The following is a 26037-nucleotide window of genomic DNA, read 5'->3' on the forward strand; positions in this document are numbered from 1 at the left end:
AATTGATTGCTATCATGGCCAGCTGCGCCTTGTTTTGTCTGTTACCGGACTAGACCGGCCGTCGATTCCGATCGGTGGCGACTTCAAGAGGAGAGATCCATGACCGTGACGCTAAACCGCCGGGCATTCGATCATGCCAAGGAGCTTATCAACGAAGGACGGATTGTATTGGACGAGCGAGATGCATGGAGCGAACACCGGCCAACTGCCGAGCAGGAAAATGAATTCATTCGCCTCCACGGCTTTGCCGAATACGGCAGGTGGTATTTGGGAATCAATGACGAAAAACCCGAGCAGACCAAGGGACACTACGAATTTCCCTATGGGGATTTCAGCAAGATCCATCGCTGTGGCGTGCTCTCGGCAGAAAACCGCGCCGGCCAATACCAGCACTATGACATCGAAAACGCGGTCGCGCACCTGCATGGTATGCTGGACGCCCGGAAGGGCGCGACGGCATCGAAGCGTACACGCGCAGCCTCTCCCGGAAAAGCGGCGCGCGGGGCCCGACATTCGGCGCGATGACACGATCGCCGTTTCAGCGGTTCACGACCCAAAACACCAGGCTGAACAGCACGCTCAGCAGAAGACATGTCATCAGCGGAAAATAAAACGTTACATTTTCGCGCTGGATCACGATGTCGCCGGGCAGCCGGCCCAACCCGATCTGGCTCAGATAGGGCCAAAACAGGCCGGCCAGCAGGAGGACAAGGCCGAGCACGACCAGAAAGCGCGCCATCGCGTTCAACCTCTCGGATCGCTTGCGTCAATTATCCCGGCGCTGGCCGAACAATTGCAGCAGCATCATGAAAAGATTGATGAAATCGAGGTAGAGCGCCAACGCACCCATCACCGCCTTCTTGTCAGCGATTTCAGCGCTGTCCGACTCGAGATACATCTCCTTGATACGCTGGGTGTCGTAGGCGGTAAGGCCGACAAATACCAGGACGCCGATGACGGAGATTGCGAACTGAAGCGCGCTCGAGCCGACAAAGATGTTAACCAGGGACGCGATCACGATACCGATCAGCCCCATCATAAGGAACGAGCCGAAACCCGAAAGATCGGACCTCGTGGTATATCCGTAGAGGCTCATCGCGCCATAGGTCGCGGCGGTGATGAAGAACACACGCGCGATCGACGTCCCGGTGTACACCAGGAAAATACCTCCCAGCGACAGTCCCATCACAGCGGCATAGATCCAGAACAGCATCATCGCCGTTCCGGCGCTCATTCGCTGGATGCCGAAGCTTAAGGCCAGCACGAAGCCGAGCGGCGCCAGCATGACGATCCAGATCAGCGGCGTGCCAGCGATGGCCTGGTAAAAGCCAGAGGCTGCGGCGGCGTAGGCGACGATGCCGGTCGCCGCAAGGCCGCCGGCCATGTAACTGTAGACGCGCTGCATGTAGGCGCGCAGGCCGGCATCGATCTGGGCGCCGACCCACGGCGGCGTGGCCATCCCGTCGGGTGTTCGCCGGGGGTCATACATAATCGTAATAGCTCATGGGCTGCTCCTGTGCGGTTGGTTCGGCTTTCCTAGCGCAGAATCATCAGTTGCATCGGTCCCATCCCGAGGCGCGCGCAAGCGACAAGTCGGCGGTCTCGCGCCTCTCAGGGAGCCCCGTGCCGGGTTTGTCTGTCGACAAGAAGCAAACCGATCACCAGCACAAGAAGCAGTATCGCAAGCCCGTAAGTACCGGGAAACACCACCCAGAAAATCAGAGCGCCCAGCACGGCCGCGGAAACAACGAACCAGAGCAGCATCGCCGCCCCGACGCCAGCCATGACCAACAGGAACGGCAGCAGCAGTAACGTTACAGCCACCACCATAATTCCCAACAATAACTGCTCAAGGATCACTGCAGCCTCCGGATCGCAACCATCGACCGAGAATGAGGCGACCGGATGATCGCGGCCTTGACGGACATCAAATTCCGACCGATCGGCTAATGCGCATGCAGCGCGCGTTCGCTGCGAACCTGGTCGGCGGTATAGGGCACGGCATTCGGATCGAATGATTGCCAGCCCGATTTCCTGTAGAGTTCGCTGCGTTCCTGCAGATTCACCGCCGACTGGTTCATGATCGGCACGATCCGCGGCAATTCGCTCTGCGGCACCCGTGCGGCGACCACGGTTCCGCCGCGGCGCACGCCCTCGACAAAGACTTGCGCGTCTTCTTCGCTGATGCCGGCATTGGTCAGCGCCCCGAGCAGGCCGCCGGCGACGCCGCCGATCGCCATGCCGCCCAACAGAGCCGCGAGCCATCCGGCGCCGACGACGGCGCCGACACCGGGAATTGCCAGCATGGTGACGAGGCTGGCCGCGGTCGCCGCGGTGGCGCCGATCGCAGCGCCGAGCGCCGCTCCCTCGACCTTGCCATCGGCTTTGCTGCTCGCGCCATAATTCCGCACAGGGACAATATTGGCGGTCTTGGTGGCACTGTACCAGGTGTCGGAATTGTTTGAAATCACGCTCTTCTCCGACGGTGGCAGGCCGGCAGCTTCGAGCATGACCACGACCCGATTGGCGTCGATGTATGAATCGTAAAGACGGCAGATGGTGATCAGCATGACACGATCCCTTTGCGAGAGGGCCTCTGCAAGAAGCGGCGACCGCGGCCGGGCGACGGCTCCACAGCGCTAGTGGCTTTTTCTCACCGCGGCCACTGCGAGCGCCTTGACGAATATCAATGTAATGTCGCGGATTTCGCTCCGATGCGACCATTCAACTTCGGAAAAATTGCCTGACGGGCGTCAACTCCACGCTTCTTAAAGGGTCCTAAGTTGGTTAAATTCCGCCAACCGAGCCTTAGGCCCGATTTGTCATGTCCTCTCTTGTTGCAAAGCTTCACGATGCCGCGGTCGCGCCCGAGGCGTGGCCCGACGCGCTAACCGCGTTGACGGACGCAGCGGGCGTCGCGGGCGCAGCATTGATCATTTTCAACAAGAGCACAGGTAAGGTGGATGAGGCGCATTTCTGCGGCCTTAGCGCTGGATTCAAGTCCGATTACGTCCGGCACTACGCTGCCCTGGACCCGTACGCGCCATTGCTCGATGGAAGCTGGAAAGAGCTCTCCGAGTGTCTTCCGGACCGGCTGTTACGAAGCAGCGAGTGGTACAACGATTTCATATTGACGTGCGGCGTTCGCGATATTCTGGGGGCACGGCTTGTCGATACGTCCGGTCATTGCGTTATCTTCGGTATTCACCAGCAGATCGGCCGCAGCTTCCCCGACAGCGTCGATTCGGTCGTAAATCTCGCGGACATCCCGTTGAAGCACGCCGCCTGGCGCCATATCGAGCGTCTCTCTTCGCCAAGACCCGCTATATTTGACCTATCTCAAACAGAGGTTTCGGCTGAAGGAAGCCGGTTTTATTTCCACGTTGACAACGGCAGCCGGTATCCGGACGAAACGGGATCGGTTTTTTCGACGGCCGATGACGCCACGGCGCATGCCATTGTTGTTGCCCAGGAACTCGCGGAAGACGGCAGCTGGCACGGATCTTCCATTCTCGTTACGGACGACCGGGGACACGAGATTGTCCGTGTGCGAATAGGCCGGTAGGATCGCTTGAGCATTCCTTCGCGACAAAATAGATCGCCTATTCCGGCAACCCGCGCGAGGCGCCGGAACGCCGCTGACGATCAGCGGCGTTGGCCTTAAGATCGGCTTGCGGCAACCCCGCCAGCACGGCCAGCCGGATCGCTTCGGCAAGAGAGTGGGTCCCGAGTCGCGCCAGCATACGGGCGCGGTGCACCTCGACCGTCCGCGCGCTGATGCCGAGATCGTAGGCGATCTGTTTGGTCGAGCGGCCGGCGACCAGCCCATCGAGCAGCTGGCGTTCGCGCGGGCTTAACTTCGCCATCAGCTTGGCGGCGACCACGCTTTCCCGATCACGGGTCGGACCCCGGTCCAGCGCCAATGCGGCGTTGATGGCATCGAGAAGCGCTTCGTCGTTGAAAGGCTTCTCGATGAAATCGACCGCTCCGCTTTTCATCGCCTGCACCGCGGTCTCCACATCTCCCCATGCGGTCATCGCGATCACCGGCATGTTGAACCCAAGGGAGTTGAGCCGCTCCTGCAGCTCCAGTCCGTCCATTTCCGGCATTAGGATATCAAGGAGAAGGCATCCATCGCTGAGGTCCGGCGCCGCATCAAGAAATGCGAACGCAGTCTGATACGATACCGCCGTCAATCCCGCCGCGCGGAAAGTACGTTCGAGTGAGCCGAGCAATGCCGCATCGTCGTCCACAATGTAGACAATGCGAACCGGTGAACCTTTTGATTGCATCGTTCTTCCCGTTTTTGGCGGCGGCGGCGCGTGCAAAGCGCCAGGTTGCACCACCGGCGTGGACCGCTTTTCTCCCCGCGCTTCGCTACGTCAAACGAGCTGGACTTACCGCGGCGCAGACTGCGGAACGTCAGCTCCGGCGTTCTCCAGCACCGAGTGAATACAACTAAGCAGTTCGTCGTCGCTAAATGGCTTGGCGAGGTAACCCGCCGCCCCAGCATTCATTGCCTGGGCGCGCGCGCGGTCATCGCTGAAAGCGGTAATGAAGATGACCGGGACTACGGAGCCCGACGCGACCAAGCGTTTCTGCAACTCAAGGCCGTTCATGCCCGGCATATGGATATCCAGGATAAGGCACGATGTCTTGGCCAAGCGATCGGAACCGAGAAATTCTTCCGCCGAGGCAAAGGTTTCCACGGCGAAGCCATACGATTTCATCAGGCGCCGGACCGCTTTCCTTATCGAATCGTCGTCGTCGACGATCATGACGATGATTTGATTGCCGGTCATGGGCTAACTCCTGCGGCCAAAGGCAAGGTGAAGCCGAACACGGCGCCAAAGGGAGATCCGGATTCCGCCCACAAGCGACCATGATGAGCTTCAATGATTGTGTTACTAATTGCCAGCCCCATTCCCATGCCCTCGGGCTTCGTGGTGAAGAAGCTTTCGAAGATGCGGTCCCGGTTTGCTGGGTCAAGACCAACACCGGAATCCGCCACGTTGACGACGATGTTGCCTTGATCGTTGAGTTGAGAGCGGACCGTCAAGATACGTGGGCGGTCAGTGACCGCACGCATCGCGTCGATGCCATTCATGACAAGGTTGAGAACGACCTGCTGCAACTGGACCCGGTCAGCCATGATGGTCGGAAGCTTTGAACGCAGGTCGGCTTGGACGGCGACGCGATGTCGCTGCAGCTCGTCACGGGTAAGCGCCAGCACTTCCGCGATCGCGTGGTTGACATCCACCAGCCCTCGTTCCGGCGCGGTGTTCTTTGACATCGCGCGGATACGTTTGAGCACTTCGCTGGCGCGCCTGCCGTCGCGGACGATTTCGCCCACCGCGTCCTTGACCTCGTCCAGATCGGGCGGCGAGAAGCCAAGAAAGCGCTCACACGCTTGGCCATTGGTGATGATTGCCGCAAGTGGCTGATTGACCTCATGGGCGATCGACGCCGAGAGTTCACCCATGATGGTTAGTCGCGTGGCACGCGACAGCGCATCCCGGGCGTCGTGCCAGGCAACCTCGGCGCTCTTGCGCTCCGTGATGTCCTCAATGATGGCGGGTATGCCCTGGAGCGAGCTGCTCGAATTGAGGGCCCGCGCGGCGCTGACGCGCACCCAGATTACTTTGTTATCCTTGCGGCGATAGCGCGTTTCCGTGGGCAAGTCCTGGCGCTTACCGTTTAGCACATCCTCGATCAGCTTTTGGGTGGCCTCGCGGTCGTCTTGATGCGTAATGTCCAGCGGACCGAGCGACTGCATTTCCTCGCCGCTGTAGCCGACCATCTTCTGAAGCGCCTCGTTTGTTGCCGCGAAATGATGCTGCTGATCAAGGACGGCGATGCCGACCGCGGATGCTTCGAACATGCTGCGCCAACGCTCCTCGCTGGCACGGAGCGTTGCTTCGGTATTCCGCCGCCGAACGACTTCGTCTTGAAGGTCCGCCGTGCGGGCGGCGACACGCTGCTCAAGTTCCGCATTTGCCTCACGCAGTGCGGCTTCAGCGCGCTGCCGCTGACCGATCTCTTCGCCAAGAAGCTGGTTTGCCCGCTCGAGCTGCGCCGTGCTCGGAAGCGCCAGCGCCAGCGGCATCACCTTCCAGATCGCGACCCCGGTGCCGATCGAGAGCAGCGCCGTGACCGCTTTGATGCCACCGTCGACCCGATAGTCTGGATACCACAGGGTCCAGACGCTCATCGCGTGCGTCGTGCCGCAGGCAAGGATGAAGAGACCCGTCAGTACGAAAATGCTCGGGAATGCCAAATCGGTGCGCTTCAATACGAAATAAATCAGGGCGATCGGAATCGAATAATAGGCAAGCGCGATCAACGAATCCGACACCACATGGAGCGCGATCAGTTCCGGTTGCCAGAGAAAGCACATGCCGTGCGGCATGTAATCCTGCGGCGACATCAACCATGAAAGAAACGATGTCATGCTATGGCTTGCCTCAATGTCGGGAGAGCCGTGCACTATGGGTTCAGCATGACCTTACTCCCGATTCTTGCAAGGGACTAACATTCGATCTATTCCAAGCGAGTGCTAGTCGCGAACGAACTCGCAACTGCGAAGTATTCATGCACCAGAGCGCCGTGGGTCCTCGCCACGCACTTAAGCGCTATCACATCGGCTCCGACGTCCACGGCCCCTTTGGACGAGTCTGACGGCATCCGCGACAAATTCGATTACGTATAATTACGTAACGGCGCATGAGCCGGGCGACCAACCGGTCCGGGAGGGCTCTCCTGGCCTGAATTGATGCCCGTCATGGCAGTCAAGCGGATTTGTCCTGCCTGTAGATCCAATGAGCACCACCAAGCAGGAAACCCGCCGGCCCGCCAAGCCCCAACAGGATTCGCCATGGCCGCACGTCCGGTTGTCAGAAACCGATCGGCTGGAGACATTCAGCGACAGCGTGCTCTCGATTACCATCACGCTGCTGGTGGCGGAAATCGTACGGCCGGAATATGCGTCGGGCCAGCTGTTGGAGAAGCTGACCACGCAATGGGCCAGCTACATCGCGTTCCTTGCGTCATTTTGCTACGCCGGAGTTATCTGGCTCAATCATCGCGCGGTGTTCGCAAGGGTGCGCTACTGCGACCGCAGTCTTCATCTGGCCAACCTTTTTCTTCTGTTGACGTCGGCCCTGATTCCTTTTCCGACGGCGATCCTGTCCGCAGCCATCCAGAGCGGCAACGAATTCGATGCCAGGGTAGCGGTGACCCTGTATGCAGGCATTGCCGGGTCGATGTGCCTGGCGTGGCTCGTCGTGTTTCACGTTCTGAGCGTACATCCATACCTTGTGGAGGAGGATGTAGATCCGGACTTTTTCCCAAAGGAACGCTTCCGCGCTGCGCTCGGTGTTGTCTCGTACGCCATAGCGGGCCTCGCCGGTTGGCTATCGACACCGAAACTGGCCATGCTGATCTTTCTGGCATTGCCGGTTTTCTACGGCATCACCAGCGAGGGTTTGACGGAAACACGGCTTCGCCTGCAGTTCGGAAGAGCCCATCGCCGGGCTGTTGCGAAGAGCGGTCACGAGGAGGTGCACGCTGAGTAGCGTTTTGTGGACGGCTCGATCTCACCCTGTCCGACAGCTGCATGTAATTTGCACGGCCGCCAACCAGTCCTGCCACATCGCCGGATCCACCGGCGCACCATCGGCCCATTTCAAGCCCCCCACGATGAAGTCGACCTCCTCGTCGGTCTTGCCAAGCCGCAGCGAAACCGTTTCGAGAAAGACCCGCATCGCGTCATAGCCCTCAATCAGAGTGATGGTATCGGTCGGGTTCATTATGGTCACATCTTCGGTCACGCCCGCTCTCGCAAACGAGCCTTACAAGCGCCGGCCTATTAGCGAAATTCTAATCGCGCTCCGCATTGACGGCAGTCAATTGAGGCGGATTGCTTCGCTCCTAATATTTTCACGTGGACGGTCCAAGCGCCGACAATGTCCCCCTCTACAGGAGCGAATATGAACGAGACAACCACGATTGCGCGGACACCCCGTGCCGCTCAGGCGCCGAACACCGACGTGCTGTTCCTGCCGTACCGGCTTGGCCCCTTCAACCTGCGGCATCGCATCGTCATGGCGCCGCTGACACGCTCGCGGGCACGTCAGCCGGGCAACGTGCCAAGCTCCCTTGCCGCCTGCTACTACGCGCAGCGCGCATCCGCAGCGTTGATCGTGAGCGAGGCGACGCAGGTTTCGATGCAGGGCCAGGGTTACGCCTGGACGCCTGGCCTCCACAGCCGTGAGCAGGTAGAGGCGTGGCATCGGGTCACCCAAGCGGTGCATCAGGCTGACGGATTGATCTTCAATCAGCTTTGGCACGTCGGGCGCATTTCGCACCCTGCCCTGCAGCCCGACAATATGCTCCCGGTCGCCCCCTCCGCCATTATACCGGAGGGCAAAGCCTTCATCGAGAACGAGCGCGGCGAAGGCGAACTTGTTCCGTTCGTACGGCCGCGCGCGCTCAACGTCGAAGAGATTCCCTACATCGTGGCGCAATATGAACGCGCGGCCATAAACGCCCGGGCCGCCGATTTCGACGGCGTTGAAATCCACGCCGCCAACGGCTATCTGCTCGATCAGTTCATCGAGACCGGCACCAACCGGCGCACCGACACCTATGGCGGCCCGGTCGAGAACCGGACGCGATTATTGTTCGAGGTCGCCGAGGCCTTGATACGGATCTGGGGGCCGGATCGCATCGGCGTGCGGCTGTCGCCGATGGGCAAGATGAACGACATCCACGATGACCAACCGGAAGCAACCTTTGGCTATATCGCCGAGCGCCTCAGCGATTACCGCTTTGCCTATCTGCATATCGTCAATCCGGCGATGGAGCAGATGCAAAGCGGAAAAGCGCTACATCCGCGGGCGCTAGCCATGGTCGAGACGATCCGGAAGAAATTCAAGGGAACCCTGATGGTGGCGGGCGGCTTCCAGGCCGACACCGCGGCGCAGTGGCTTCGCGAAGGCAACGCAGACCTGATCGCTTTCGGCCGCAAGTTCATCGCCAATCCCGATCTGCCCGAGCGGTTGCGCATAGGCGCACCCTTCAATGCCGACGATCCGACGACGTATTACGGCGGCGGCGAGAAGGGATACACGGACTATCCGTCTCTGGCACAAGATCGCGGCGAACAACCCAAGGCCTGTGTCGACCAGCGCTGGCGGTGAGCCGCGACAGGTAAGCGTAGATCGTGGTGATCAATGACTCAGCTTCGGTTCTCCGATCTCCTCAGGTTGGCGGCGCCCGCCTCCAGCGCCTGCCGCTCCTCGCCTGACATCTCCGGCTCGAAACTCCGGATGACGCCTCCGCGTCCGACCACGCTCGGAAGCGACAGGGTGGCGCCAAAGTTCTTGTTGAAACTACCGATCGGCACGACCGCCCGCTCATCGCGAAGCACCATTTCCGTGATTCGTGCCGCGACAATGCCGATGCCGAACTGGCTGGCGTCATTGCCTTCGATGATGGTGATGTTCGCGTAGCGAACGCCGTCTTCGATTTTCTTGCGCACCCCGTCGAGCGATTCGCCGCGCGCCTCGATGAGCTTGCCGATCGGCACGCCGGCAATACGGGCGGCCGACCAGAGAAAGACCTGCGACACGCCATGTTCCCCGATTACCTGCGCCTCCACCTGGTTGGCATCGACATCGAAATGCTCGACCAGGTGAACGCGGAAGCGCAGGCTGTCGAGGAAGGTGCCGGTGCTCAGCACGCGATCATGCCCGGCACTCGTGCGGGCGGTGTCGGCGAGCGGGTCCGGCGGATCGGTGACAACAAGGATCACCGCGCGAGGCGCCGCCCGCACAATGCGCGGAACGATGTCGCGATAGGTCTCGGCGTTGGTATCGAATAACCGCAACCTGCCCTTGGGGTAGCTGCGGTCGATGGCCCCACCGGCCTTTTCGTTGATGCCGGCGGTAATCATCACCAGCTCCGAATTAGCGAGATCCTCGTAATCCCCGTCGACAACGGTGGTCTTGGGACAAAGCGGGGCGCCGTAACGCAGGTCGGTCGCAACCGCCTCGGCTCGTTTGCGCGTTCGGTCCACGATCACAATCGTCCGGGCACTGCCGCGTACAACGGCGGCGAGCGCGCAAGCACACCCAACCCTTCCCGCACCGACGATTCCAATTTTCATGTCAAATCCGCAATCGCCAAACTGTTTGATCGACGTGCACGTAAAGTAGCCGCAAGGTGAGTGCACTATTGGTTTATCGTGCGTCTACTGACGGTCACAAGGTTCCGGTAAACTGAAAGTGTTGGCAAGTGCGATCGAAACCGTCAGGGCAGGTTCATCCGAACGCATAATCCGGCATGCCGTACGGCGCAAAACTGAACCTCACCGCTGGTCGGTTCGATGAACCAGAATACCGGAAGAAAAGCGCTGATAGCTGTGGTCCCTGTTACCGCGCGCACGTCCGAGGTCTCGGTCAGCGAGGGCCGCCCGATATCGGCCGAAAGCCTGACACAGTCGCCGTTGTTCGCGGTGAGATCCTGAAAATTATATCGCGCCGTGCAAATCCAGAACTGGTTGGCCTTCTTGTCGATGACATAGGCTGATGCCACCCGGTTGGTGGATGATTGCCGAACATCCGGTTCGGGAATCAGTTCATAGCGGCCGGCGTGCGCGAGGACCGCCGAAGCCGCAAGGATTGCGAGAGCGATGCACATTGTCCCGAACCGCATCTGAGCACGTCAGTAAAATCGGGGAATCGGACCAAGATGCGGAGTCAACTGGCCCGAAAGATCGAACATCACTTCATCGACGTAACACCAGCCCCACCCTTCCGGCGGATCATAGGCCTCGATGATCGGGTGTCTGGTCGCGTGAAAATGTTTTGTTGCGTGCCGGTTTGGCGACTGATCGCAGCAACCGACATGGCCACAGGTGCGGCAGATCCGCAGATGCAACCAGGGGTCACCCGATTTCAGGCATTCCTCACACCCCGGCGCGCTCGGAACAACGTCGCGGATTGCTGAGAGATGTTTGCAAAATATCGCCATGTTTTCCTGCCGCCCTCCGCTTGACCCAGCATGCATCGCTGCTCCGCCGCGCAGAATGCGCCGCGCTCTGCTTTGTCGTACTTCCGATCCGATTGCGAAGATTACACTTCGTGGCGAAGTGCCGAAGTGATCAGGCCGTAAGCTCAGGATCGACCGCAAGGATCACCGTCTTCTCAGCATTACCATCGACGCTCTGTTCGCGCGGAATGACAGGCAGTTGAAGCACCCGCGCGTGCTGGCCTTCCGACAACAGATTCAGGAGAACCGTTTTTCCGTCCGGAAACGAGAGGGCATCGTGATGCTGATGCGACGCGCCCGGCTCGATCGCGCAAAATCGGGCGACGCTAAAGCCTGTGCTCCTGGTCGACAGGCAATTGCGATTATATCTGACGTCACGTTCGAATGCGAGTTCGGTTCCGGGAAGCAGACATACCGCGACATTCGGCTCTCCCTTTGCGGCAAAGCCGCGCGTGGATGTGCGGTAGAAGCCGGTCGTAACAAGCGTCTCGCCAACCCTGGCCGGGCGAGATGCGACGGTGTGCAGGCTATAATCACACATGGGATTTTCTCCACTGATCTACGCGTTCAAGAACCTGTATCGTGAGAAGACGCGCACTGCGTTGACCGATGTCAAAATATCGGCGGACGAGATTGCTCCATATAATATGGAAGAGATCGAGGGGTCGCGGCTCATGTCATACTGCCCGGCATGAAGCAGCGAATGGAGGTTCCGAGAGATCCCTTGATGGGCCAGACCATCGTCCTGCCCGCCCGGTTCGGCTCTGTAATCACAGCATCATCAGGGACGTCGATCCATTCATTGTCTACGCGTACGCGGTAATGGCCGCTCTTGGATTCCCAATCCGGGTCCGAAAGAGCGAAACCATCCGCATCCGAACAGCACGGTCCCTTGCCAGACCTGAGGCTGTCAAACCACGGCTTGAGCGGCGATAGCGAATAGCGACCATCGTCGCGGGCTTGCACCGCACCGATGAATGCCGCCACGAGAATGCCGAAGGCAGAGCCGAGGACAGGGACCTTCATGCTCATGTTCGCCGCCTGATCAAGACACCAATTCAAATACGCAGGTGGTGCATGTATCGCTGATCGTATCAACTCCATCTTCACCAGCCTTGACGTTCGTCAAAGCTGGATTCGCGCACACCAGCCTTCGGCCCTGGATAGGAGCTTTCGCGCGGACTGCTCGGCTAGTGTTCATGCTCCAGCAGGTGCAATCGCGCGCGGCTCATCTGTCGTGCCAGCCGGCTCAAGAACGTGACCGTGGGTCGAAGGATCAAGAGGTCCGCAGCCAATGCGGCGAGCATGGCGAACGCGCTGAGCCAGCCAAACAGGCGCAGCGATGGCAGATCGGAGAAGACCGTGACGATCAGACCACAGGCAAGCACCACGGAGGTGAGAATCAAGGGCGGTCCAACCAGCACGGTTGCCCGCTCCACAGCGATCGCCGGGTCCTGGTCCGGCCGTTCCTCTTGCCGCCACCGGTTCAGGAAATGAATGGTCGCGCTGAGGCCCAATCCGAACGACACGGTCAGCGCCACCACGCTTGCGAACTGTAGACCCTCTCCGATCAGCCACAGCAGCGTCCCAGAAAGCACGACCGGAAATATTCCTGGCAGGATGCTCGCCAACATGACGACGACGGATCGGAAGGCCAGACCGACGAAAGCGGCGACAAACAGGAACTCAAGCGTCAGGCCTCGGTTCAGTTTCTTGATCATCAGGGCGCTGTTGCGGGCGGCAATCGCCGACAGGCCGGTGACGGCGATCTTGTAGCCCGGATGCTTCATACGCACCTGATCCAGCGCCTTGTCGAGGCTCTCGATGACTGGCAGAAGCTGGCCGGCATCGAGGTCTGGGACCCGGCCGGAAACCAGCACGGCATCCTGTTCCGCAGAGATGAAGCGGCGCGTCAGGTATTGCGGAAGTATGTCGACATACTGCTTCAACGTCGCCACATCCGACTTGCCAGCCTTCTCGGCGAGCCATCGCCGCAGTGTCTCGAGCGACCACACATTGGCAACGCCGGGTTGCTTCTCGAAGCTTGCGTGCACCTCTGCGATGGTTTCGAGCGTTTCCGGATCATAAAGTGATTTGCCCTCGGGGAACTCGATCAGGACATCGATCGGATTGGCGCCGTTGAGCTTGGCATCGAGACGGTGGCTGGCGGCAACGGCCTGCTCCCTGTCGGGCACCTGGTCGGCCAGCCGATACCGGGGTTCGAGATTGGCGTAGATCAGCCCAAGGCCGCCCACAACGAAAAGGGCGAGCAGGCTGTAGAGGCCGGGGTGGCTGACCATTTTGGCGGCGATCCAGGCACAGAAGCGCCGGAGCACGTCTAAGGCGGTGTCCGCCGCTTTGACTTCTGCCGCAAACACCGATTCGTTGCGCAGCAGTAGCAGACCGAGTAACGGCACCAGCAACAGAACCGCGAACATGGCAATCAGGGTTGCGACTAGGCCGGCTTCGCCGAACGTCCTGATCAGTTCGGATTCGGAAAACTGCAGCGCGATGAAGGAAAGTGCAGCGGTCGCGTGCGTCAGCACGCATGCCGGTCCGACAACCAGCATGGCATCGCGGAATGCCTCGAATCTTCCTTCGCCCTGAAGCAGTCGGTCGCGAGCTGCGAACGTCAACTGCATGCTGTCCGAAAAACTGATCACCATGATCAGCGGCGTCATGACGTTGAGAAACATGTTGAGACGAAAATCGAGCCAGCCGAGCGCGCCAAGCGCCAGCATGATGGCGATCAGCGGCGGACCGGCCCCGATGATCATGAACGCCAGCCGGCGAAAGAACAGGATGGCGATCAGCGCGCCTGCGGCAAAGCCGAACGCGTTGTAGACCAGCCGATCGCGCTCCACCGCATTGCGGATCTCAAGCTGCATCACCGGCACCCCGGAGAGGCGGGCCGTCAGCCCTGTACCGGCCAGGTCGTCGTCGATTGTCTTTTGAATCTCGCCGATGACGTTGCGCAGGCGACTGCTGGCGACGACAGCCGGATCGAGCGCGAGCACGATCAGCGTCAGCTGGCCGTCCTCCGACAACAGCTTGCCGCGAATGATCTCGTTGTTCTTCACGCGCTGGACCAGCTGGTCATACTCGGCACCTGCCGGCAATTGGTCGGGAAACAGCGGCGCCGGCAGCGCGTCGCCCTGTGGCGGCTGGCGGGCCGAGAACATCGAGATAATGCCTCTCGTGCCGTCGATCAGCTGCAGGTCGGTGACCAGATCGCGCAGCTTTTCGATCGAACCGTGCTCAAGCAGATTCTTGCCCTCGACCACGATAAGGACATCGTATTCGTTCGAGGGGAAGCGCCGTGTCACCTCCTCGAAGGTTTTGAACTCGGGCGTGTCCGATCGAAACAGCTGGCTGAGCGAATCGTCGACCTTGATGCGCGCCAGCCCAAAACCTGCCGCGATCAACAACACGATGGTGGTAAGCCCGACCAGTAGTGGAAAGCGCAAGGAGATCAAGCCGATGCGCTCGAGTCCGAGAGCAATGCTCTGCGACCCGCTCGTTCGAGGCGAGCCTGGCCTTGGCTGTTTAGATCTTGACGTTTCCATGTTCTGTGGCCTGCGAGATGATCGCCGGTGCGGCTGGCAGGACGCCGCCATGACCTTCAGTTCGCGCTCTCTTGGTCAGTATCTGGATAGGTCCGCGCATGCGCGGCGACCATGATGGGCATCAAGTTCGCGTCCGAGCCGGATCGATGTCCAGTACGGGTGCGTCGTCCCAGCCCACAATTCCAACTTGACGGCCGTCAAGGCAATTATGCTGCATTGATATACAGGCGGCGGATTGAGGGCCTGGCCATCATGGCAGGCGCTACTCCAGCCGGAGGATAGAGCGATGAACCTTCCACAGCGACCGCTCGGCTCAAGCCGCGTGATGATCACCAAACCCGGATTTGGCGCCTGGGCGATCGGCGGCGGCGGCTGGGCGTTCGGCTGGGGGCCGCAAGACGACGCCGTTTCGCTGGCGACCATGCGTCACGCACTCAAGCTCGAGGTGAACTGGATAGATACGGCCGCCGTGTACGGGCTTGGTCATTCCGAGGAAGTGGTCGGCCGGCTGCTGCGCGAACGGACACCAGCGGAGCGCCCGATGGTCTTCACCAAGTGTGGATTGATCTGGGATCCGAACAATCCGATGGCCCCGCCGCAACGCGTGCTCAAGCCGGAATCGATCAGGCGAGAATGCGACGCTTCGCTGCGGCGGCTGGGCGTGGAACGCATTGATCTCTACCAATTTCATTGGCCTGACGAAACCGGCACGCCGATAGAGGATTCGTGGAACGAAATGGTGCGACTGATCAAGGAGGGTAAGGTGCGCCTGGGGGGAGTCAGTAATTTCGGCGTATCGTTACTGGAACGATGTGAAGCCATCCGGCATGTCGATTCGCTGCAGCCGCCGTTCTCGCTGATCAAGCGCCAGGCCGCCGCAAGCGAGATCCCCTGGTGTGCCAGGCATCATACCGGGGTGATCTGTTACAGCCCGATGCAATCCGGTCTGTTGACCGAAACGTTCAGCCGCCAGCATGTCGCGCGATTTGCCGCGGATGATTGGCGCCGGCGTTCGCCTGATTTCAATGAGCCGAACCTGAGCCGCAATCTGGCCCTGCGTGACGCCTTGCGCCCGATCGCGCAACGTCACCGCACTACAGTGTCCGCCGTAGCGATTGCCTGGGTGCTGGCCTGGCCCGGCGTTACTGGAGCCATTGTTGGAGGCCGCTCACCCCAGCAAGTCGACGGCTGGATCGGGGCCGCATCGCTCGAACTGACCACAGCCGATTTGCAGGAGATTTCCGATGCCATCGTGCGTACCGGCGCCGGAGAAGGGCCGACGATACCGCAATTGGAGCGTGTCGATGCCTCGCACTAGCCGGTTGAGCTTCACTTGCCGGGAATAGCTTGCTGCTTTTGGTCGCCAGTCGTGTACAACCTTAACTTCACATTTGCCGCCGAAAGTCGTTGATACAGGTTGCGCCGTCGAACGATCAGCCACCAATCTTACAGGAATATTTCGATTGGCCTCTCATTCGCGACCCATCCGAAAATAAGCAACCTCTCTTCAATGACACGACCGATCTGACCCGGCGCAAGGTTGACGACTGTTGGCTCGTCGGCCGACGCGAAACAGCTCGTTAAGATCGAGCCCGATGACTCGGGCGCGATAGCCAAAATATTGAGCGAAAGCTGCACCGAGTTCGTGAGCCTCCGGCGTAGAAGCTTCTGTCTCCGGCAGATGCACAATGATCCTGAGTGGCTTATCGGGCGGAAGCTCTCTCGCCCATCCGACGATGAATTCCTCTACATCGTCGTCGAGATAATTTTCGCGGGACGGAAAAGGATCCAGACTATGAAAGAGCTGAGCGATTTTCTCGATCCGAATCTCGATCGTATGCGCGGGCGGCGACGCCGATCATCTACCTCTATCCTAACCGGCTGCCGAGTCGGCTGGCGCCACCCCGCCACTGAGCGCAGCGGCCGCCTTTTGATGCGCTCCCTCCGCCGCGCAGTGCGGGTTCAACCGCATACCCATCGCACCCACGCTCCCCGTCCCCGAATCCTTTTCCGCGTCGCCCGACGATTCAGCCGCGCCATCTGCGCGAGCCACGTGCAATTCCGCCCCAACGACAGCCCCCTCGCCGATGGCGGCTCCGACTCGCTTGACTGATCCAGACCGCACATCGCCGGAGGCGAACACGCCACGTACGCTGGTTTCCAGCGGCAGCGGACGGCCGGATCCGTTGTTCGACGGGCGGGCGTCGGAGGGAACGTCCGAGCCGGTCAAGACAAAATTCTTGCCGTCCAGAGCGATCCCGCTATCCCTGAGCCAGCCCGTTTCCGGTTCCGCGCCGATGAAGCAAAAGACATGGCGGATCGGCTTTTCCGTCTCCGCGCCGGTCACATTGTTGCGCCAGCGCACGCGCTCCAGTTGCTTCTCGCGGCTGCCAGAGAGGGCAACGATTTCCGTTTGGGTCAACACCTCGATATTGTCGATCGCCTTGATGCGGTCGATGAGATATTGCGACATGCTCTCCGCCAGACTTGGACCGCGCACTAGCATCCAGATTTTTTTGGCGAAGCTGCGCAGGAAGACCGCGGCCTGGCCCGCCGAGTTGCCACCCCCGACCAGAACGATTTCCTCATCACGACAAAGCCGCGCCTCGATCGGCGAAGCCCAGTACCAGACTCCCCGCCCCTCGAAATCGCTGAGGTTTGGAACGCCAAGGCGGCGGTAGCGCGCGCCGGTCGCCACGACCACGGTCGCGGCCTTGACGCGCCGGCCATCCGTGAGATGAAGCCCAAGCGGCGTTTCAGTCGGGTCGAGCCGTACCACTTCGCTGGGTATCATCACCCTGGCGCCGAATTTCTGCGCCTGGACGTAGGCGCGGCCGGTCAGCGCGTGGCCGGAGATGCCGGCCGGGAAACCGAGATAATTTTCGATACGCGCACTCGCTCCGGCCTGTCCACCGAAGGCGCGCGCGTCGAAAACGATGACCGAGAGACCCTCCGACGCGGCATAGACCGCGGTGGAGAGGCCGGCCGGTCCCGCGCCCACGACCGCGACGTCATAGGTCCGATCGCGTTCGTCGATCGGGACCATTCCGAGTGTGCGCGCCAATTCGGTCTCGTTCGGGTTTTTCAGGATGGTACCCTTCGGACACACTGCCAGCGGCAGGTCCGAAGGATTCGGGGCATATTGCTCGACCAGTTTCGCTGCGTCCTGGTCCTGTGCCGGGTCGAGCAGTTGATGCGGGTAGGCATTACGCGCCAGGAAGCCTTGCAGACGAATGACGTCCGGACTGTTTTCGGCGCCAATTAGCACCGGACCTCCGGTGCCGGCCTCGATCAGGGCGACGCGACGCAGGATCAGTGCATGCATGATCCGTTCGCCGAGTTCGGGCTCTTCAATCATCAGGGCGCGCAGATTTTCCGGCGGAATCAACAGTGCTTCGACATCATCGATCGCGTGAACGTCGACGAACGCCGGCTGACCTGACAATTGCCCCACTTCGGCGACGAAGTCACCGGGTCCCTGCTCCACGATCGGGCCGCTGTGCCCGAAGGGATCGCGACGCGTGACGCGCACCGAGCCCTTGATCAGCACATACATGCCGGGAGCGACGCTTCCTGTGACGAACAGCGCCTCGCCGGGGGCGTAGTGCCGGACTTCCCCAAAACGATGCAGCCGATCGATTTCATTCGGAGTCAGCTTTGGAAACATCTGCCCGTTGCGGTTATCGATCGTCGACATTTCAAGCCCCCGACGCGAAATCGATTAATGAGCCATCAGGAGCGGAACAGGCGCCTCGTGCAGCAGATTGTAGGTCACACCGCCTAGCAACCACTCGCGCAGCCGGAGATGGCCGTATCCGCCCATGACGATAAGGTCAGCCTTTCGCCGTTCAGCTTCTGCCATCAACCGGGCGCCGACCTCGCTGCGGCGGCTCTTGACCCGTTGAAGGACGGCGTCGATTCCATGATGCTTGAGATAGTTGACCGCATCGACACCGAGGATCGCCTCTTCCTCGGTTGGGCGCTCGCCGGTCACGACCACGACCGCGACCTCCTCCGCCTTGTGCAGATACGGCATGCTTTCGCCCAAGGCTCGCGCCGCCTCCCGGCTGCCGTTCCAGGCGATGAGGATGCGATCGAAGGCGATCTTGGACCGCTCTGTCTCGGGGACCAAATAGAGATGCCGGCCCGATCCGAACAGAACGCCCTCGATCAGCCGCTCGGGATCCATCGCGCCGTTGGGACGCAAAGTCACAAAGCAGTCGGCGGAGCGCGCCTCGCGGGCGGCAATCCTGGCGATATCGTCAGCCAGCACATCGAAGCGCCGAATCTCTACGAGGCGCTCAAGCTGTTGCAGCCGCTTCACCAGCAACGCCTCGCTTAGATCGCCGGCCTCGCGCGCATGGTCGATCACCTCGGCCGTGGCGTCCCCCTCGATCCGACCGGGTAGTGGCAATACATTGAGAAACAGGCCGATGACCACCTGAGCGTCGAGCCATCGGGCTATGTCGGCGACAGCCGCCAGCCGAATTTCGTCGGAAATGCCGCCGTCCAACCAAACCATCATATCCTTGATCATCCGGGCCGTCCTACATCAGCAGATCGAAAAGGCGGACACACCGCTGCCAGTGTCTATGACATGGCTGGTGGGCCCCTTACTCGATTGCACCATAGCGATCATGGCTTGTGGATCCTCAAGCGCCATCGTGCCGCGCACGGAGCCGACACCCATTGACGGCTGTCAGCTTCCCGGATTTTTCAATGGCGCTGAAATTGACGCTCGTCACGGCGCCGTCTCCGATCCTCTGCCAATCGTCGCTGTTCGCGGAGCTCAAGCGATGGCTGCCGCTGCTATTCACGTTGTCCCGGACGACAACTTCGACGACTGGGTTGTACGCGCCGACATTGGGGAGGAATTCGGCCACTACCCCAGCCGAGAAGCCGCCGAACGGGTCGCGCAGGCGATCGCGCAAGAGCGCGAGGCCGAACTCGTCGTCCACCTCCCGGACGGAAAAACGAGCCAAACGCGTTTTGCAAAAAGCTGGGCCGCCAGATTGTTCCGGCGATGATCCGGCGGAATCGGGCGACGCCCTGTTACACCTTCATGCCGTCGACATGCTCGCGGGTCCATGCCAGCAGTTGAGGCAGGGGCATGACACCGGACTTGCGCGCAATCTCCCGGCCGTGGTGCACGAGCATCAGCGTCGGTATGCTTTGGATGGAGAACCGCCGCAGCAGTTTCTGTACGGCGTCGCTGTCGACCTTGACCAGCCGCAAATCGGGTTCGAGTTGGGTTGCCGCCTGTTCGAAGATCGGCGCCATCGTCCGGCAGGGACCGCACCAGATAGCCCAGAAATCAACCAATAGCGGAATGTCACTGTGCGTTGCGTGCCGGTCGAAGCGGACGACGCTGTCCAGCGCCGCCGGCCGTCCTTCGTAAAGCGGCCGGTGACAGGATCCGCACTTGGCGCCGTCGCGCAGCCGTTCGCGCGGTAAACGGTTGATCGCATCGCAGTGCGGGCAGACGATATGCAGCGCGGTGGTCATGTGAACTCCGCACAAGGCTCGATGCTGCAGGATCATGCGTCGCCCGGGAGACCGCATTGACCGGCATCAATTTTTTCGAAAGCCCGTCGTTAAATTGACGGACGTCATGGCCGGTTTGGGCCTTCTCACCGCAATGTGGGAACCTCAGCAAGATCCGTCAGCCCGAAGCTGAAAGCGCCAGATATTGTCCGGAATCCGTGACATGCAGTCGAAGAGGCGCAGATGATCCCGATCCGGAACGCAGTCCCGTCCCGCTACCCGCCGGTGGTCACCTCGATGCTGATCGCCATCAATTGCCTGGTGTTTCTATTCCAGGACAGCCTGGGCCCCGATGAGCTTGAGCTGTTCTTGCGCCAATTCGCGCTGATTCCCGCGCGTTATTCCGAGGCCTTTGCATCGGGGGAAACCGACCTGGGCGCCGCGGATATCCTGCCCTTCTTCTCCATGATGTTTCTGCATGGCGGGTGGCTCCATCTGATCTTGAACATGTGGACGCTGTGGCTGTTCGGTCCGACCATCGAGGATCGGATGGGTCATGCCCGCTATCTGGCGTTCTATCTGGCTTGCGGCCTTGCCGCATCAGTCGCGCACGTCATGTTCAACCCGACTTCGATCGTGCCCGCATTGGGCGCCTCCGGCGCAATCGCCGGCATTCTCGGCTGCTACATGCGGCTGTTTCCGATGGCGCGGGTGGTCGTGGTCGTCCCGATCCTGTTTATCCCGCTGTTTTTCGAAGTCTACGCATATGTCTTTATCAGCCTCTGGTTTCTGATTCAGGTTCTGCAGTCGATGATGACCCTCCTGCTGCCGTCCGCCAGCGGAGACGTCGCGTGGTGGGCCCATGTCGGAGGGTTTATCGCAGGGTTCGCACTTGCTCCTTTGCTGGTCCGGTCCGAACAGCGCTACCGAGCCTACTACCCGGACGAAGGCGTGCTCGGCTTTGATACCCAGGGACGAATATGAGATTTCATGCCAAAGGAGAGTCCCATGTCGATCGGTGACCTGTTCTGGTTGTTCTTCATGTTCTCGGCGATCCAGCCGATGTTGCGGCAGAAGATGCTCGAGGCCATGCGGGTGCGCAAAATCTCGCAACTCGAACGAGATCGAAAATCCCGGGTGATCCTGCTGGTACACCGGCAAGAGACCATGCGCTTGCTTGGTTTCCCGATTGCGCGTTACATCGACATCAACGATTCCGAAGAGGTTCTGCGCGCTATCCAGATGACGGATCCCGATGTACCGCTCGACCTCGTCCTCCACACCCCGGGGGGTCTCGTACTAGCAGCGCTGCAAATCGCCAAGGCGGTTCGTGAGCACAAGGCCAGGGTTACGGTGTTTGTGCCCCACTACGCCATGTCCGGCGGCACGCTGATCGCGCTCGCAGCCGACGAAATCGTCATGTGCGAGCATTCCGTGTTGGGTCCGATCGATCCGCAACTAGGAGAGTCGCCGGCAGCCTCGCTGATCAAGGTCGTCGAAGAGAAGCCTGTGGCGAAAATCGACGATCGTACGCTGATTATGGCCGATGTCGGACGCAAGGCCATTACGCAAGTCAAGCAAGCGGCAAGCGAGCTGTTGACCCGCCGCCTGCCCGCGGAACAGGCCACAGCACTCGCAGAAAAACTTTCAACCGGTACGTGGACGCACGATTATCCGATATGGGCGTCGACTGGTAAGTCGCTCGGATTGTCAATCAGTACCGATATGCCGGATGACGTCCTTCAACTGCTGACGCTCTACCCGCAACCCGTTCGCATGCAGAACAGCGGCGGCGTAGAATATCTGCCGGTGGAGCGGCGAAAGCTGCGTGAGAGCAGCGCCGGCTAGATGTTTCGAAGACGTTCGGATGAGCGGCTTTCACGGGATTTTGCCTGCCGCGCGATCGGGGCCTTCGGCCCTTTCCTGCCTGAATTCGGAACCGCAAACCGCTTTTCCGAGTCCCGTTTGTCAGTTGGAGACTGGATAGTTCTACTCATTCCGTATGGGTCGAGTCGATTCCATAACCGCTGAGTATGCAAACGGCCGTTTTGCGCCGATTGTGTTGAAGAAGTCCGCGAACTAGCGATCCTGGATCGGAGAATGCGACCGGCGCACGGGTTGTGTGTACCGAAAACCTCATCCGAGTTGATGACGTGATGAAATCGCCTAAGCTGGCGGAATGATCGGGCTGCTCTGTTTCGCTCTGGCCGTCCTGGCCTCGCCATTCAAGTCGAAGTTGCTTGAAGCTGAGAACGCGGTGCTTCGACATCAGTTGAATGTCTTGAGGCGTAGCCATCATCCGGCCCGAGACGCTCGTGCGTTGGCATAGGGCCGGCTTTCGCTGCTACTGGCGGTGGAAGTCGCGCCCACAGGGAGGGCGGCCGCAGATCGACACCGAGCTGCGCGGATTGATCCGGCGGATGAACATGGAGAATCCGCTTTGGGGCGCGCCGCGCATCCACGGGGAACTGCTCAAGCTCGGGTTTGAGATCGCGCAGTCGAGCGTCGCCAAGTACATGGTCAAGCGGCGGGCGCCACCCAGCCAGGGGATGGCGAACCTTCTTGCATAACCACGCGCCAGACATTGCCGCCATGGACCTGTTCGTTGTCCCGACCATTCGCTTCGACCTGCTCTATGCCTTGCTCATCGTCCGGCTAGACCGCAGGAACCAGGTCTTGATCAACCTCACAGCAAATCCGACGGCCGAATGGGTTGACACGCCAGATCACGGAAGCATTTCCCTGGGATGAGACTCCCACTACATGATCCGCGATCGCGATCGGATCTATGGTGCCGTCGTCACACGTCGACTGCGCGCCATGGCCATTCGGGACAAGCCTACCGCACCAGCCTCGCCCTGGCAGAACGGCTTTGCCGAACGGATCGATCCGGCGTAAATGTGTCGACCACATCATTGTCTTGGGCGAGGTGCATCTGCGCCAGATTCTGCAATCGTACGCACGCTATTACAATCCTGTTTCATAACACCCATCTGTCTATGCGATTGAAGAGAAGGGGTTTTGCTGATCTGGATGCGATCCCGTGGGGTGATGTAGGTTCTGCCTCGCGCGATGAACGACGCGCTGAGCCGCCGGTTCGCCGAGCGTTGATCGGCTGAAGATCCACGGACCATCCGGCAGAGGATGATCCCCTTCGATCTCGCCCGCTTCGGCGGCGAGCCCGAGCGTCTTCGGTGCAATGCCGAGCAAACCCGCCGCCTCGTTCAGATTAAGCCATGGCTCGTTCCCATCCGGCACCGGCCGAAAGATCGGGATCTTATGATGCGACCTGAGCGCGCTGACCCGCTCCCGAGTCCAGCGATTGCCGTGGCCGGTCACCAGGCCGTTCCGGTCGAGGATGCCGGCGATCAGATCATCATTGGCGATGAGAACCAGTTGGCGGACGGCGGCGAGCGTGTCGGCGGAAATGCTGTTGCGCTGTCCGCGGCGACGCCTCGGCAGGCGCAGTTCGGTATGAACGCCGCCGATCCAATGGTCAGGAGAACGATCTCTGACGCTTCGTCATCGATATCGGACCTCGTGGTTGACGGTCCGCACGATTCGCTTCTTGAGCCTCACGTCGGTCGGCGGCGCCGACCAGACAGCCTTGAGATGAGCGGCCAGCACGGCGACGTGTACTGGCGACAGTGATGGTTCCGATGTCGAGGCATCATGCGCGGCAATCCTGGTCTCGATCTCGCCTACACGTGTGAGCGCGCTGTTCCATCGCAACTCCAGTTCCACCGCGATCAGCCGGTTCTGCGGATCGATGGCGTCATACTGCCGGAATGCCCGATCGGCGCTGTAGCGCGCCGCCTCGAGGTCGCGCACCAGCGCCTCACGAACCTGATCGCGGCGGCTGGCCGCTTGTGCTTCGGCCTCGACGGCCGCAGCTATCGCTGCCGGTTCGACAAGCCGCAGAAGAGCTTCCTCGATGGCATCGTCGACACGCAATCCTCCGAACGCGATGCCGCGTGGCTCGCCATTGTCGAGCGAACCCCGCCAGCAGGAATAGCGCGGAATGTTATGCTTGGCGCCTGTGTAGCGGACCGTCAGCTTGCGTCCACAACGCCGGCAGCGGACAAGGCCGGCGAGCAAAGCGTCGCCGTGCTTCGGCGCTCCGTGATGTCGGCCTGTGGGCATGTTGTCGCTCACCATCTTGCGGATTGCCTCCGACCGCTCCCAGCTGACGTAACCCTCATGGACGCCCGGGATTAGCGCCAGCCATTCGGCTCGCACCTTACGACGGCTGCTAGGTTGGATCACCCCTGCTGCTGCATCATATCCTGTGGCGACACGACTCTTCGCGCTCGATGAGACCGGTCCCCTCGCCTGCTTCGCCGGCATCTGGACTAACTGGACGTCCGTTCGGAAGGTCAAGGAAGGTGAGACGACCAACGACCTCTACGCGTTCCTCACAACGGAGCCGAACGCCGAGGTCGGCACTATCCATCCCAAGGCGATGCCGGTGATCCTCACGAAGCCAGACGAGGTCGAGACCTGGATGACGGCTCCTCCAGACGAGGCCCTGAAGCTCCAGCGGCCGCGTCCGGACGAGATACTTCGGATCGTCGCCCGCGGCGTCACCCGGACCGCGCTCGAGCTCAGCGAAACTGATTTAAAGAAAAAGGGAGAGAGTGCGCGCAGCGCGGGCGAGGAACGCGCACGTGCGGAGCAAAAAGTCACCTCGGCAGACGAACTCCTGCACGAGCGGATCGCTGCACGTCAACAAGCCGTCGCTCGGTTGACCGCAACGATGCGAACCCACGGTCTTGCGATCGCCGAAGAGAGCCTGGCCGATGAACTGCTACAGGATTTGGCTCGATGATCGCCCGCTCCACCCTCGTCGTACACGGGCCATTGGCGATACGCATGCAGCGTCTAGCGGCTGCACGCCAGGGAAACGTTGGACGTGAAATCCTTACTCTTCCGCTTGTCGCCGCCCGTCTTGCTGGTGGATTCATAGCCCCGGTTACTACCGATGTCCTCTAGCTGCCGCCGACGTCCGAGTGATTGCCGGCGAACCAAACCTGCTGCAGCCAGTCGGGATACTCCTCGGGCCGCGCCGGCCCCTTGTTGTGCGATCCGCCCCACGGAACGCGCGCGAAGTCGGCGCGATTCTCGTCGATCGACATGGCGTGGCGCGCATACCGGACGGCATTATTGAGATGAAGGTCGTAAAATTTCATCTTCGGCGCCACCAAGTGGAGCGTCTGCATGACGGAGTAACCCTCCAGACCGGTTGCGTACTTGAGATGCGTGGCCACGTAGCCTGCCACAGCAGCGGCGGCAACCGACCAAAGGAACGTCGGCAGAAACGGAAATAAGAAGAAGGACTGCAGGAAACTTGCCGCCAAGACGGCAAGCCCCGTACTGATGATCAACACGCCTGATAGCAGGTAGCTGCCCAGCGATGCGACCGTATCGAACACTCCGATGAAAAACGGTATCGCGTTGGCGACGCCATCGGCGTCGCATCCATACCGCCGGCGAAAGCGCAGGGCGAGCGCGTCCCTCTGCGGAAGATAGGCCGTGTCCTTCGGCGAACTGACATGCTGATATACGCGCTTCACAGCCTCGCGCGCGGTGCCGGTGGTGGTGCCGACGTCGCGCCGCAGTGGGGACCAATCGGGCATTCTGGTGGGCACACCGCATAGGCCGAGCACCGCGCCCAAGCACCGTACCGTGTAGCCTGCAAGCAATCCAGCTGAGAAGAGCCCCAGCATCGAGATCGCAACCAGAATGCTGATCTTGGGAGTACGGCAGGTTATTGAGTAGTTTCAAGGAACGTCTCCAAGGCAATAGCCTGGCGGGGCACAGGCACATAGATCATTGCTTGTATACGAGTAATCGGTTAGGTTTCCTTACAGCCGCTACAAATCGGACAACACTTACGGCGCCGCGGGCCAGCGGCTCACCGCATTCAAAGCGGGGG

The 26037-nt window shown here is 60.6% G+C and carries 31 protein-coding genes and 1 pseudogene; 12 read left to right on the plus strand and 20 right to left on the minus strand.

Going from position 1 to position 26037, the window contains the following annotated elements; translation table 11 throughout:
- Positions 1-99: 99 nt before the first annotated feature.
- Positions 100-525 carry a hypothetical protein gene (locus BLV09_RS15580; protein ID WP_197685047.1) on the plus strand — a complete coding sequence of 142 codons (426 nt, stop codon included), beginning with the start codon at positions 100-102 and terminating at the stop codon, positions 523-525.
- A 13-nt stretch (positions 526-538) separates the two neighbouring features.
- Here the strand turns inward: BLV09_RS15580 and BLV09_RS15585 are convergent, their stop codons facing one another.
- From BLV09_RS15585 to BLV09_RS15600, 4 genes are all read right to left on the minus strand, one after another.
- Positions 539-739, minus strand: a complete 201-nt coding sequence (locus BLV09_RS15585) for a DUF2905 domain-containing protein (RefSeq protein WP_146687956.1) — start codon at positions 737-739, stop codon at positions 539-541.
- A gap of 27 nt (positions 740-766) precedes the next feature.
- Positions 767-1459 (minus strand): Bax inhibitor-1/YccA family protein, encoded by a 693-nt coding sequence (locus tag BLV09_RS15590; RefSeq protein WP_244549101.1) that lies wholly within the window; start codon positions 1457-1459, stop codon positions 767-769.
- A gap of 152 nt (positions 1460-1611) precedes the next feature.
- A complete protein-coding gene (locus tag BLV09_RS15595) occupies positions 1612-1860 on the minus strand; it encodes a hypothetical protein (RefSeq protein WP_146687958.1) in 249 nt (82 codons plus the stop codon).
- 86 nt (positions 1861-1946) lie between these two features.
- Positions 1947-2570 carry a hypothetical protein gene (locus BLV09_RS15600; RefSeq protein ID WP_146687959.1) on the minus strand — a complete coding sequence of 208 codons (624 nt, stop codon included), beginning with the start codon at positions 2568-2570 and terminating at the stop codon, positions 1947-1949.
- A 326-nt stretch (positions 2571-2896) separates the two neighbouring features.
- Between BLV09_RS15600 and BLV09_RS15605 the strand changes: the two genes are divergently transcribed.
- Positions 2897-3565, plus strand: coding sequence for a DUF6894 family protein (locus BLV09_RS15605; RefSeq protein ID WP_146687960.1), 669 nt, complete (start codon positions 2897-2899; stop codon positions 3563-3565).
- 37 nt (positions 3566-3602) lie between these two features.
- Here BLV09_RS15605 and BLV09_RS15610 read toward each other — a convergent pair whose 3' ends face one another.
- The 3 genes from BLV09_RS15610 to BLV09_RS15620 form a co-directional block, all read right to left on the minus strand.
- The gene (locus BLV09_RS15610) at positions 3603-4292 is read right to left on the minus strand and encodes a response regulator transcription factor (protein WP_146687961.1); all 690 of its coding nucleotides are present in this window, start codon (positions 4290-4292) and stop codon (positions 3603-3605) included.
- 105 nt (positions 4293-4397) lie between these two features.
- Positions 4398-4802 (minus strand): response regulator transcription factor, encoded by a 405-nt coding sequence (locus BLV09_RS15615; RefSeq protein WP_146687962.1) that lies wholly within the window; start codon positions 4800-4802, stop codon positions 4398-4400.
- Positions 4799-6409, minus strand: coding sequence for a PAS domain-containing sensor histidine kinase (locus BLV09_RS15620; protein WP_167558747.1), 1611 nt, complete (start codon positions 6407-6409; stop codon positions 4799-4801). The genes BLV09_RS15615 and BLV09_RS15620 overlap by 4 nt, the downstream gene beginning before the upstream one ends.
- 409 nt (positions 6410-6818) lie before the next feature.
- Between BLV09_RS15620 and BLV09_RS15625 the strand changes: the two genes are divergently transcribed.
- Entirely contained in the window at positions 6819-7574 is a 756-nt protein-coding gene (locus tag BLV09_RS15625; RefSeq protein WP_146687964.1) for a TMEM175 family protein, read from the plus strand.
- Positions 7575-7595: 21 nt separating this feature from the next.
- Here BLV09_RS15625 and BLV09_RS15630 read toward each other — a convergent pair whose 3' ends face one another.
- Entirely contained in the window at positions 7596-7808 is a 213-nt protein-coding gene (locus tag BLV09_RS15630; RefSeq protein ID WP_167558748.1) for a hypothetical protein, read from the minus strand.
- 180 nt (positions 7809-7988) lie between these two features.
- Here BLV09_RS15630 and BLV09_RS15635 point away from each other — a divergent pair, with 180 nt between their 5' ends.
- Entirely contained in the window at positions 7989-9200 is a 1212-nt protein-coding gene (locus BLV09_RS15635) for an alkene reductase (RefSeq protein WP_146687966.1), read from the plus strand.
- A gap of 38 nt (positions 9201-9238) precedes the next feature.
- On the opposite strand, the gene BLV09_RS15640 is transcribed toward BLV09_RS15635, so the two are convergent.
- The 6 genes from BLV09_RS15640 to BLV09_RS15665 form a co-directional block, all read right to left on the minus strand.
- The gene (locus BLV09_RS15640; protein WP_146687967.1) at positions 9239-10168 is read right to left on the minus strand and encodes a lactate/malate family dehydrogenase; all 930 of its coding nucleotides are present in this window, start codon (positions 10166-10168) and stop codon (positions 9239-9241) included.
- Positions 10169-10311: 143 nt separating this feature from the next.
- Positions 10312-10716, minus strand: coding sequence for a hypothetical protein (locus BLV09_RS15645; protein WP_146687968.1), 405 nt, complete (start codon positions 10714-10716; stop codon positions 10312-10314).
- Positions 10717-10725: 9 nt separating this feature from the next.
- The gene (locus BLV09_RS15650) at positions 10726-11034 is read right to left on the minus strand and encodes a UBP-type zinc finger domain-containing protein (RefSeq protein WP_174556545.1); all 309 of its coding nucleotides are present in this window, start codon (positions 11032-11034) and stop codon (positions 10726-10728) included.
- Positions 11035-11164: 130 nt separating this feature from the next.
- On the minus strand, positions 11165-11593 hold the full coding sequence (locus tag BLV09_RS15655; protein ID WP_146687969.1) for a hypothetical protein: 429 nt from the start codon (positions 11591-11593) through the stop codon (positions 11165-11167).
- Positions 11594-11724: 131 nt separating this feature from the next.
- Positions 11725-12084 (minus strand): hypothetical protein, encoded by a 360-nt coding sequence (locus BLV09_RS15660; RefSeq protein WP_146687970.1) that lies wholly within the window; start codon positions 12082-12084, stop codon positions 11725-11727.
- A gap of 158 nt (positions 12085-12242) precedes the next feature.
- Entirely contained in the window at positions 12243-14618 is a 2376-nt protein-coding gene (locus BLV09_RS15665) for an efflux RND transporter permease subunit (RefSeq protein WP_146687971.1), read from the minus strand.
- Positions 14619-14904: 286 nt separating this feature from the next.
- On the opposite strand from BLV09_RS15665, the gene BLV09_RS15670 reads away from it, so the two are divergent.
- Complete coding sequence (locus BLV09_RS15670) at positions 14905-15936, plus strand: aldo/keto reductase (protein WP_146687972.1); 1032 nt, start codon at positions 14905-14907, stop codon at positions 15934-15936.
- A 555-nt stretch (positions 15937-16491) separates the two neighbouring features.
- Here the strand turns inward: BLV09_RS15670 and BLV09_RS15680 are convergent.
- Both BLV09_RS15680 and BLV09_RS15685 read right to left on the minus strand, forming a co-directional pair.
- A complete protein-coding gene (locus tag BLV09_RS15680) occupies positions 16492-18315 on the minus strand; it encodes an FAD-dependent oxidoreductase (RefSeq protein WP_146687973.1) in 1824 nt (607 codons plus the stop codon).
- 24 nt (positions 18316-18339) lie between these two features.
- A complete protein-coding gene (locus tag BLV09_RS15685) occupies positions 18340-19155 on the minus strand; it encodes a universal stress protein (protein WP_146687974.1) in 816 nt (271 codons plus the stop codon).
- A 259-nt stretch (positions 19156-19414) separates the two neighbouring features.
- Between BLV09_RS15685 and BLV09_RS38800 the strand changes: the two genes are divergently transcribed.
- Positions 19415-19645, plus strand: coding sequence for a DUF2188 domain-containing protein (locus BLV09_RS38800; RefSeq protein ID WP_167558749.1), 231 nt, complete (start codon positions 19415-19417; stop codon positions 19643-19645).
- A gap of 25 nt (positions 19646-19670) precedes the next feature.
- Here BLV09_RS38800 and trxC read toward each other — a convergent pair whose 3' ends face one another.
- A complete protein-coding gene (trxC, locus tag BLV09_RS15695) occupies positions 19671-20123 on the minus strand; it encodes a thioredoxin TrxC (RefSeq protein ID WP_146687976.1) in 453 nt (150 codons plus the stop codon).
- A gap of 222 nt (positions 20124-20345) precedes the next feature.
- Here trxC and BLV09_RS15700 point away from each other — a divergent pair, with 222 nt between their 5' ends.
- The 5 genes from BLV09_RS15700 (at position 20346) to BLV09_RS38485 (ending at position 23000) form a co-directional block, all read left to right on the plus strand.
- Positions 20346-21086 (plus strand): rhomboid family intramembrane serine protease, encoded by a 741-nt coding sequence (locus BLV09_RS15700; protein WP_146687977.1) that lies wholly within the window; start codon positions 20346-20348, stop codon positions 21084-21086.
- Positions 21087-21143: 57 nt separating this feature from the next.
- A complete protein-coding gene (locus BLV09_RS15705; protein ID WP_244549103.1) occupies positions 21144-21950 on the plus strand; it encodes an SDH family Clp fold serine proteinase in 807 nt (268 codons plus the stop codon).
- Positions 21951-22417: 467 nt separating this feature from the next.
- Positions 22418-22672: a hypothetical protein gene (locus tag BLV09_RS37740; protein WP_197685048.1), complete on the plus strand. Its 255-nt coding sequence runs from the start codon at positions 22418-22420 to the stop codon at positions 22670-22672.
- A gap of 22 nt (positions 22673-22694) precedes the next feature.
- Complete coding sequence (locus BLV09_RS37745) at positions 22695-22853, plus strand: hypothetical protein (RefSeq protein ID WP_197685049.1); 159 nt, start codon at positions 22695-22697, stop codon at positions 22851-22853.
- A 12-nt stretch (positions 22854-22865) separates the two neighbouring features.
- On the plus strand, positions 22866-23000 hold the full coding sequence (locus BLV09_RS38485; RefSeq protein WP_283806851.1) for a hypothetical protein: 135 nt from the start codon (positions 22866-22868) through the stop codon (positions 22998-23000).
- A 99-nt stretch (positions 23001-23099) separates the two neighbouring features.
- Here the strand turns inward: BLV09_RS38485 and BLV09_RS38100 are convergent, their stop codons facing one another.
- Both BLV09_RS38100 and BLV09_RS38105 read right to left on the minus strand, forming a co-directional pair.
- A complete protein-coding gene (locus BLV09_RS38100) occupies positions 23100-23441 on the minus strand; it encodes a hypothetical protein (RefSeq protein WP_244549104.1) in 342 nt (113 codons plus the stop codon).
- 183 nt (positions 23442-23624) lie between these two features.
- Positions 23625-24245, minus strand: a complete 621-nt coding sequence (locus tag BLV09_RS38105) for a zinc ribbon domain-containing protein (protein WP_244549105.1) — start codon at positions 24243-24245, stop codon at positions 23625-23627.
- Between the two features lie 160 nt (positions 24246-24405).
- Here BLV09_RS38105 and BLV09_RS15720 point away from each other — a divergent pair.
- A pseudogene (locus BLV09_RS15720) lies at positions 24406-24687 on the plus strand (SOS response-associated peptidase family protein); the annotation flags it as partial.
- A gap of 403 nt (positions 24688-25090) precedes the next feature.
- Here the strand turns inward: BLV09_RS15720 and BLV09_RS15725 are convergent.
- On the minus strand, positions 25091-25828 hold the full coding sequence (locus BLV09_RS15725) for a phospholipase effector Tle1 domain-containing protein (protein WP_146687979.1): 738 nt from the start codon (positions 25826-25828) through the stop codon (positions 25091-25093).
- Between the last annotated feature and the right edge of the window lie 209 nt (positions 25829-26037).

The organism is Bradyrhizobium canariense (genome assembly GCF_900105125.1).
GTDB lineage: Bacteria > Pseudomonadota > Alphaproteobacteria > Rhizobiales > Xanthobacteraceae > Bradyrhizobium > Bradyrhizobium canariense_A.

Excerpts from the sequence above, each read along its gene's own strand:
- BLV09_RS15580 (WP_197685047.1), top strand. The coding sequence starts at position 100 with ATGACCGTGACGCTAAACCGCCGGGCATTCGATCATGCCAAGGAGCTT.
- BLV09_RS15585 (WP_146687956.1), bottom strand. The coding sequence starts at position 739 with ATGGCGCGCTTTCTGGTCGTGCTCGGCCTTGTCCTCCTGCTGGCCGGC.
- BLV09_RS15590 (WP_244549101.1), bottom strand. The coding sequence starts at position 1,459 with ATGGCCACGCCGCCGTGGGTCGGCGCCCAGATCGATGCCGGCCTGCGC.
- BLV09_RS15600 (WP_146687959.1), bottom strand. The coding sequence starts at position 2,570 with ATGCTGATCACCATCTGCCGTCTTTACGATTCATACATCGACGCCAAT.
- BLV09_RS15610 (WP_146687961.1), bottom strand. The coding sequence starts at position 4,292 with ATGCAATCAAAAGGTTCACCGGTTCGCATTGTCTACATTGTGGACGAC.
- BLV09_RS15615 (WP_146687962.1), bottom strand. The coding sequence starts at position 4,802 with ATGACCGGCAATCAAATCATCGTCATGATCGTCGACGACGACGATTCG.
- BLV09_RS15620 (WP_167558747.1), bottom strand. The coding sequence starts at position 6,409 with ATGCCGCACGGCATGTGCTTTCTCTGGCAACCGGAACTGATCGCGCTC.
- BLV09_RS15625 (WP_146687964.1), top strand. The coding sequence starts at position 6,819 with ATGAGCACCACCAAGCAGGAAACCCGCCGGCCCGCCAAGCCCCAACAG.
- BLV09_RS15630 (WP_167558748.1), bottom strand. The coding sequence starts at position 7,808 with ATGAACCCGACCGATACCATCACTCTGATTGAGGGCTATGACGCGATG.
- BLV09_RS15635 (WP_146687966.1), top strand. The coding sequence starts at position 7,989 with ATGAACGAGACAACCACGATTGCGCGGACACCCCGTGCCGCTCAGGCG.
- BLV09_RS15640 (WP_146687967.1), bottom strand. The coding sequence starts at position 10,168 with ATGAAAATTGGAATCGTCGGTGCGGGAAGGGTTGGGTGTGCTTGCGCG.
- BLV09_RS15645 (WP_146687968.1), bottom strand. The coding sequence starts at position 10,716 with ATGCGGTTCGGGACAATGTGCATCGCTCTCGCAATCCTTGCGGCTTCG.
- BLV09_RS15650 (WP_174556545.1), bottom strand. The coding sequence starts at position 11,034 with ATGGCGATATTTTGCAAACATCTCTCAGCAATCCGCGACGTTGTTCCG.
- BLV09_RS15655 (WP_146687969.1), bottom strand. The coding sequence starts at position 11,593 with ATGTGTGATTATAGCCTGCACACCGTCGCATCTCGCCCGGCCAGGGTT.
- BLV09_RS15660 (WP_146687970.1), bottom strand. The coding sequence starts at position 12,084 with ATGAGCATGAAGGTCCCTGTCCTCGGCTCTGCCTTCGGCATTCTCGTG.
- BLV09_RS15665 (WP_146687971.1), bottom strand. The coding sequence starts at position 14,618 with ATGGAAACGTCAAGATCTAAACAGCCAAGGCCAGGCTCGCCTCGAACG.
- BLV09_RS15670 (WP_146687972.1), top strand. The coding sequence starts at position 14,905 with ATGAACCTTCCACAGCGACCGCTCGGCTCAAGCCGCGTGATGATCACC.
- BLV09_RS15680 (WP_146687973.1), bottom strand. The coding sequence starts at position 18,315 with ATGTCGACGATCGATAACCGCAACGGGCAGATGTTTCCAAAGCTGACT.
- BLV09_RS15685 (WP_146687974.1), bottom strand. The coding sequence starts at position 19,155 with ATGATCAAGGATATGATGGTTTGGTTGGACGGCGGCATTTCCGACGAA.
- BLV09_RS38800 (WP_167558749.1), top strand. The coding sequence starts at position 19,415 with ATGGCTGCCGCTGCTATTCACGTTGTCCCGGACGACAACTTCGACGAC.
- trxC (WP_146687976.1), bottom strand. The coding sequence starts at position 20,123 with ATGACCACCGCGCTGCATATCGTCTGCCCGCACTGCGATGCGATCAAC.
- BLV09_RS15700 (WP_146687977.1), top strand. The coding sequence starts at position 20,346 with ATGATCCCGATCCGGAACGCAGTCCCGTCCCGCTACCCGCCGGTGGTC.
- BLV09_RS15705 (WP_244549103.1), top strand. The coding sequence starts at position 21,144 with ATGTTCTCGGCGATCCAGCCGATGTTGCGGCAGAAGATGCTCGAGGCC.
- BLV09_RS37745 (WP_197685049.1), top strand. The coding sequence starts at position 22,695 with ATGGACCTGTTCGTTGTCCCGACCATTCGCTTCGACCTGCTCTATGCC.
- BLV09_RS38485 (WP_283806851.1), top strand. The coding sequence starts at position 22,866 with ATGATCCGCGATCGCGATCGGATCTATGGTGCCGTCGTCACACGTCGA.
- BLV09_RS38105 (WP_244549105.1), bottom strand. The coding sequence starts at position 24,245 with ATGCCCACAGGCCGACATCACGGAGCGCCGAAGCACGGCGACGCTTTG.
- BLV09_RS15725 (WP_146687979.1), bottom strand. The coding sequence starts at position 25,828 with ATGCTGGGGCTCTTCTCAGCTGGATTGCTTGCAGGCTACACGGTACGG.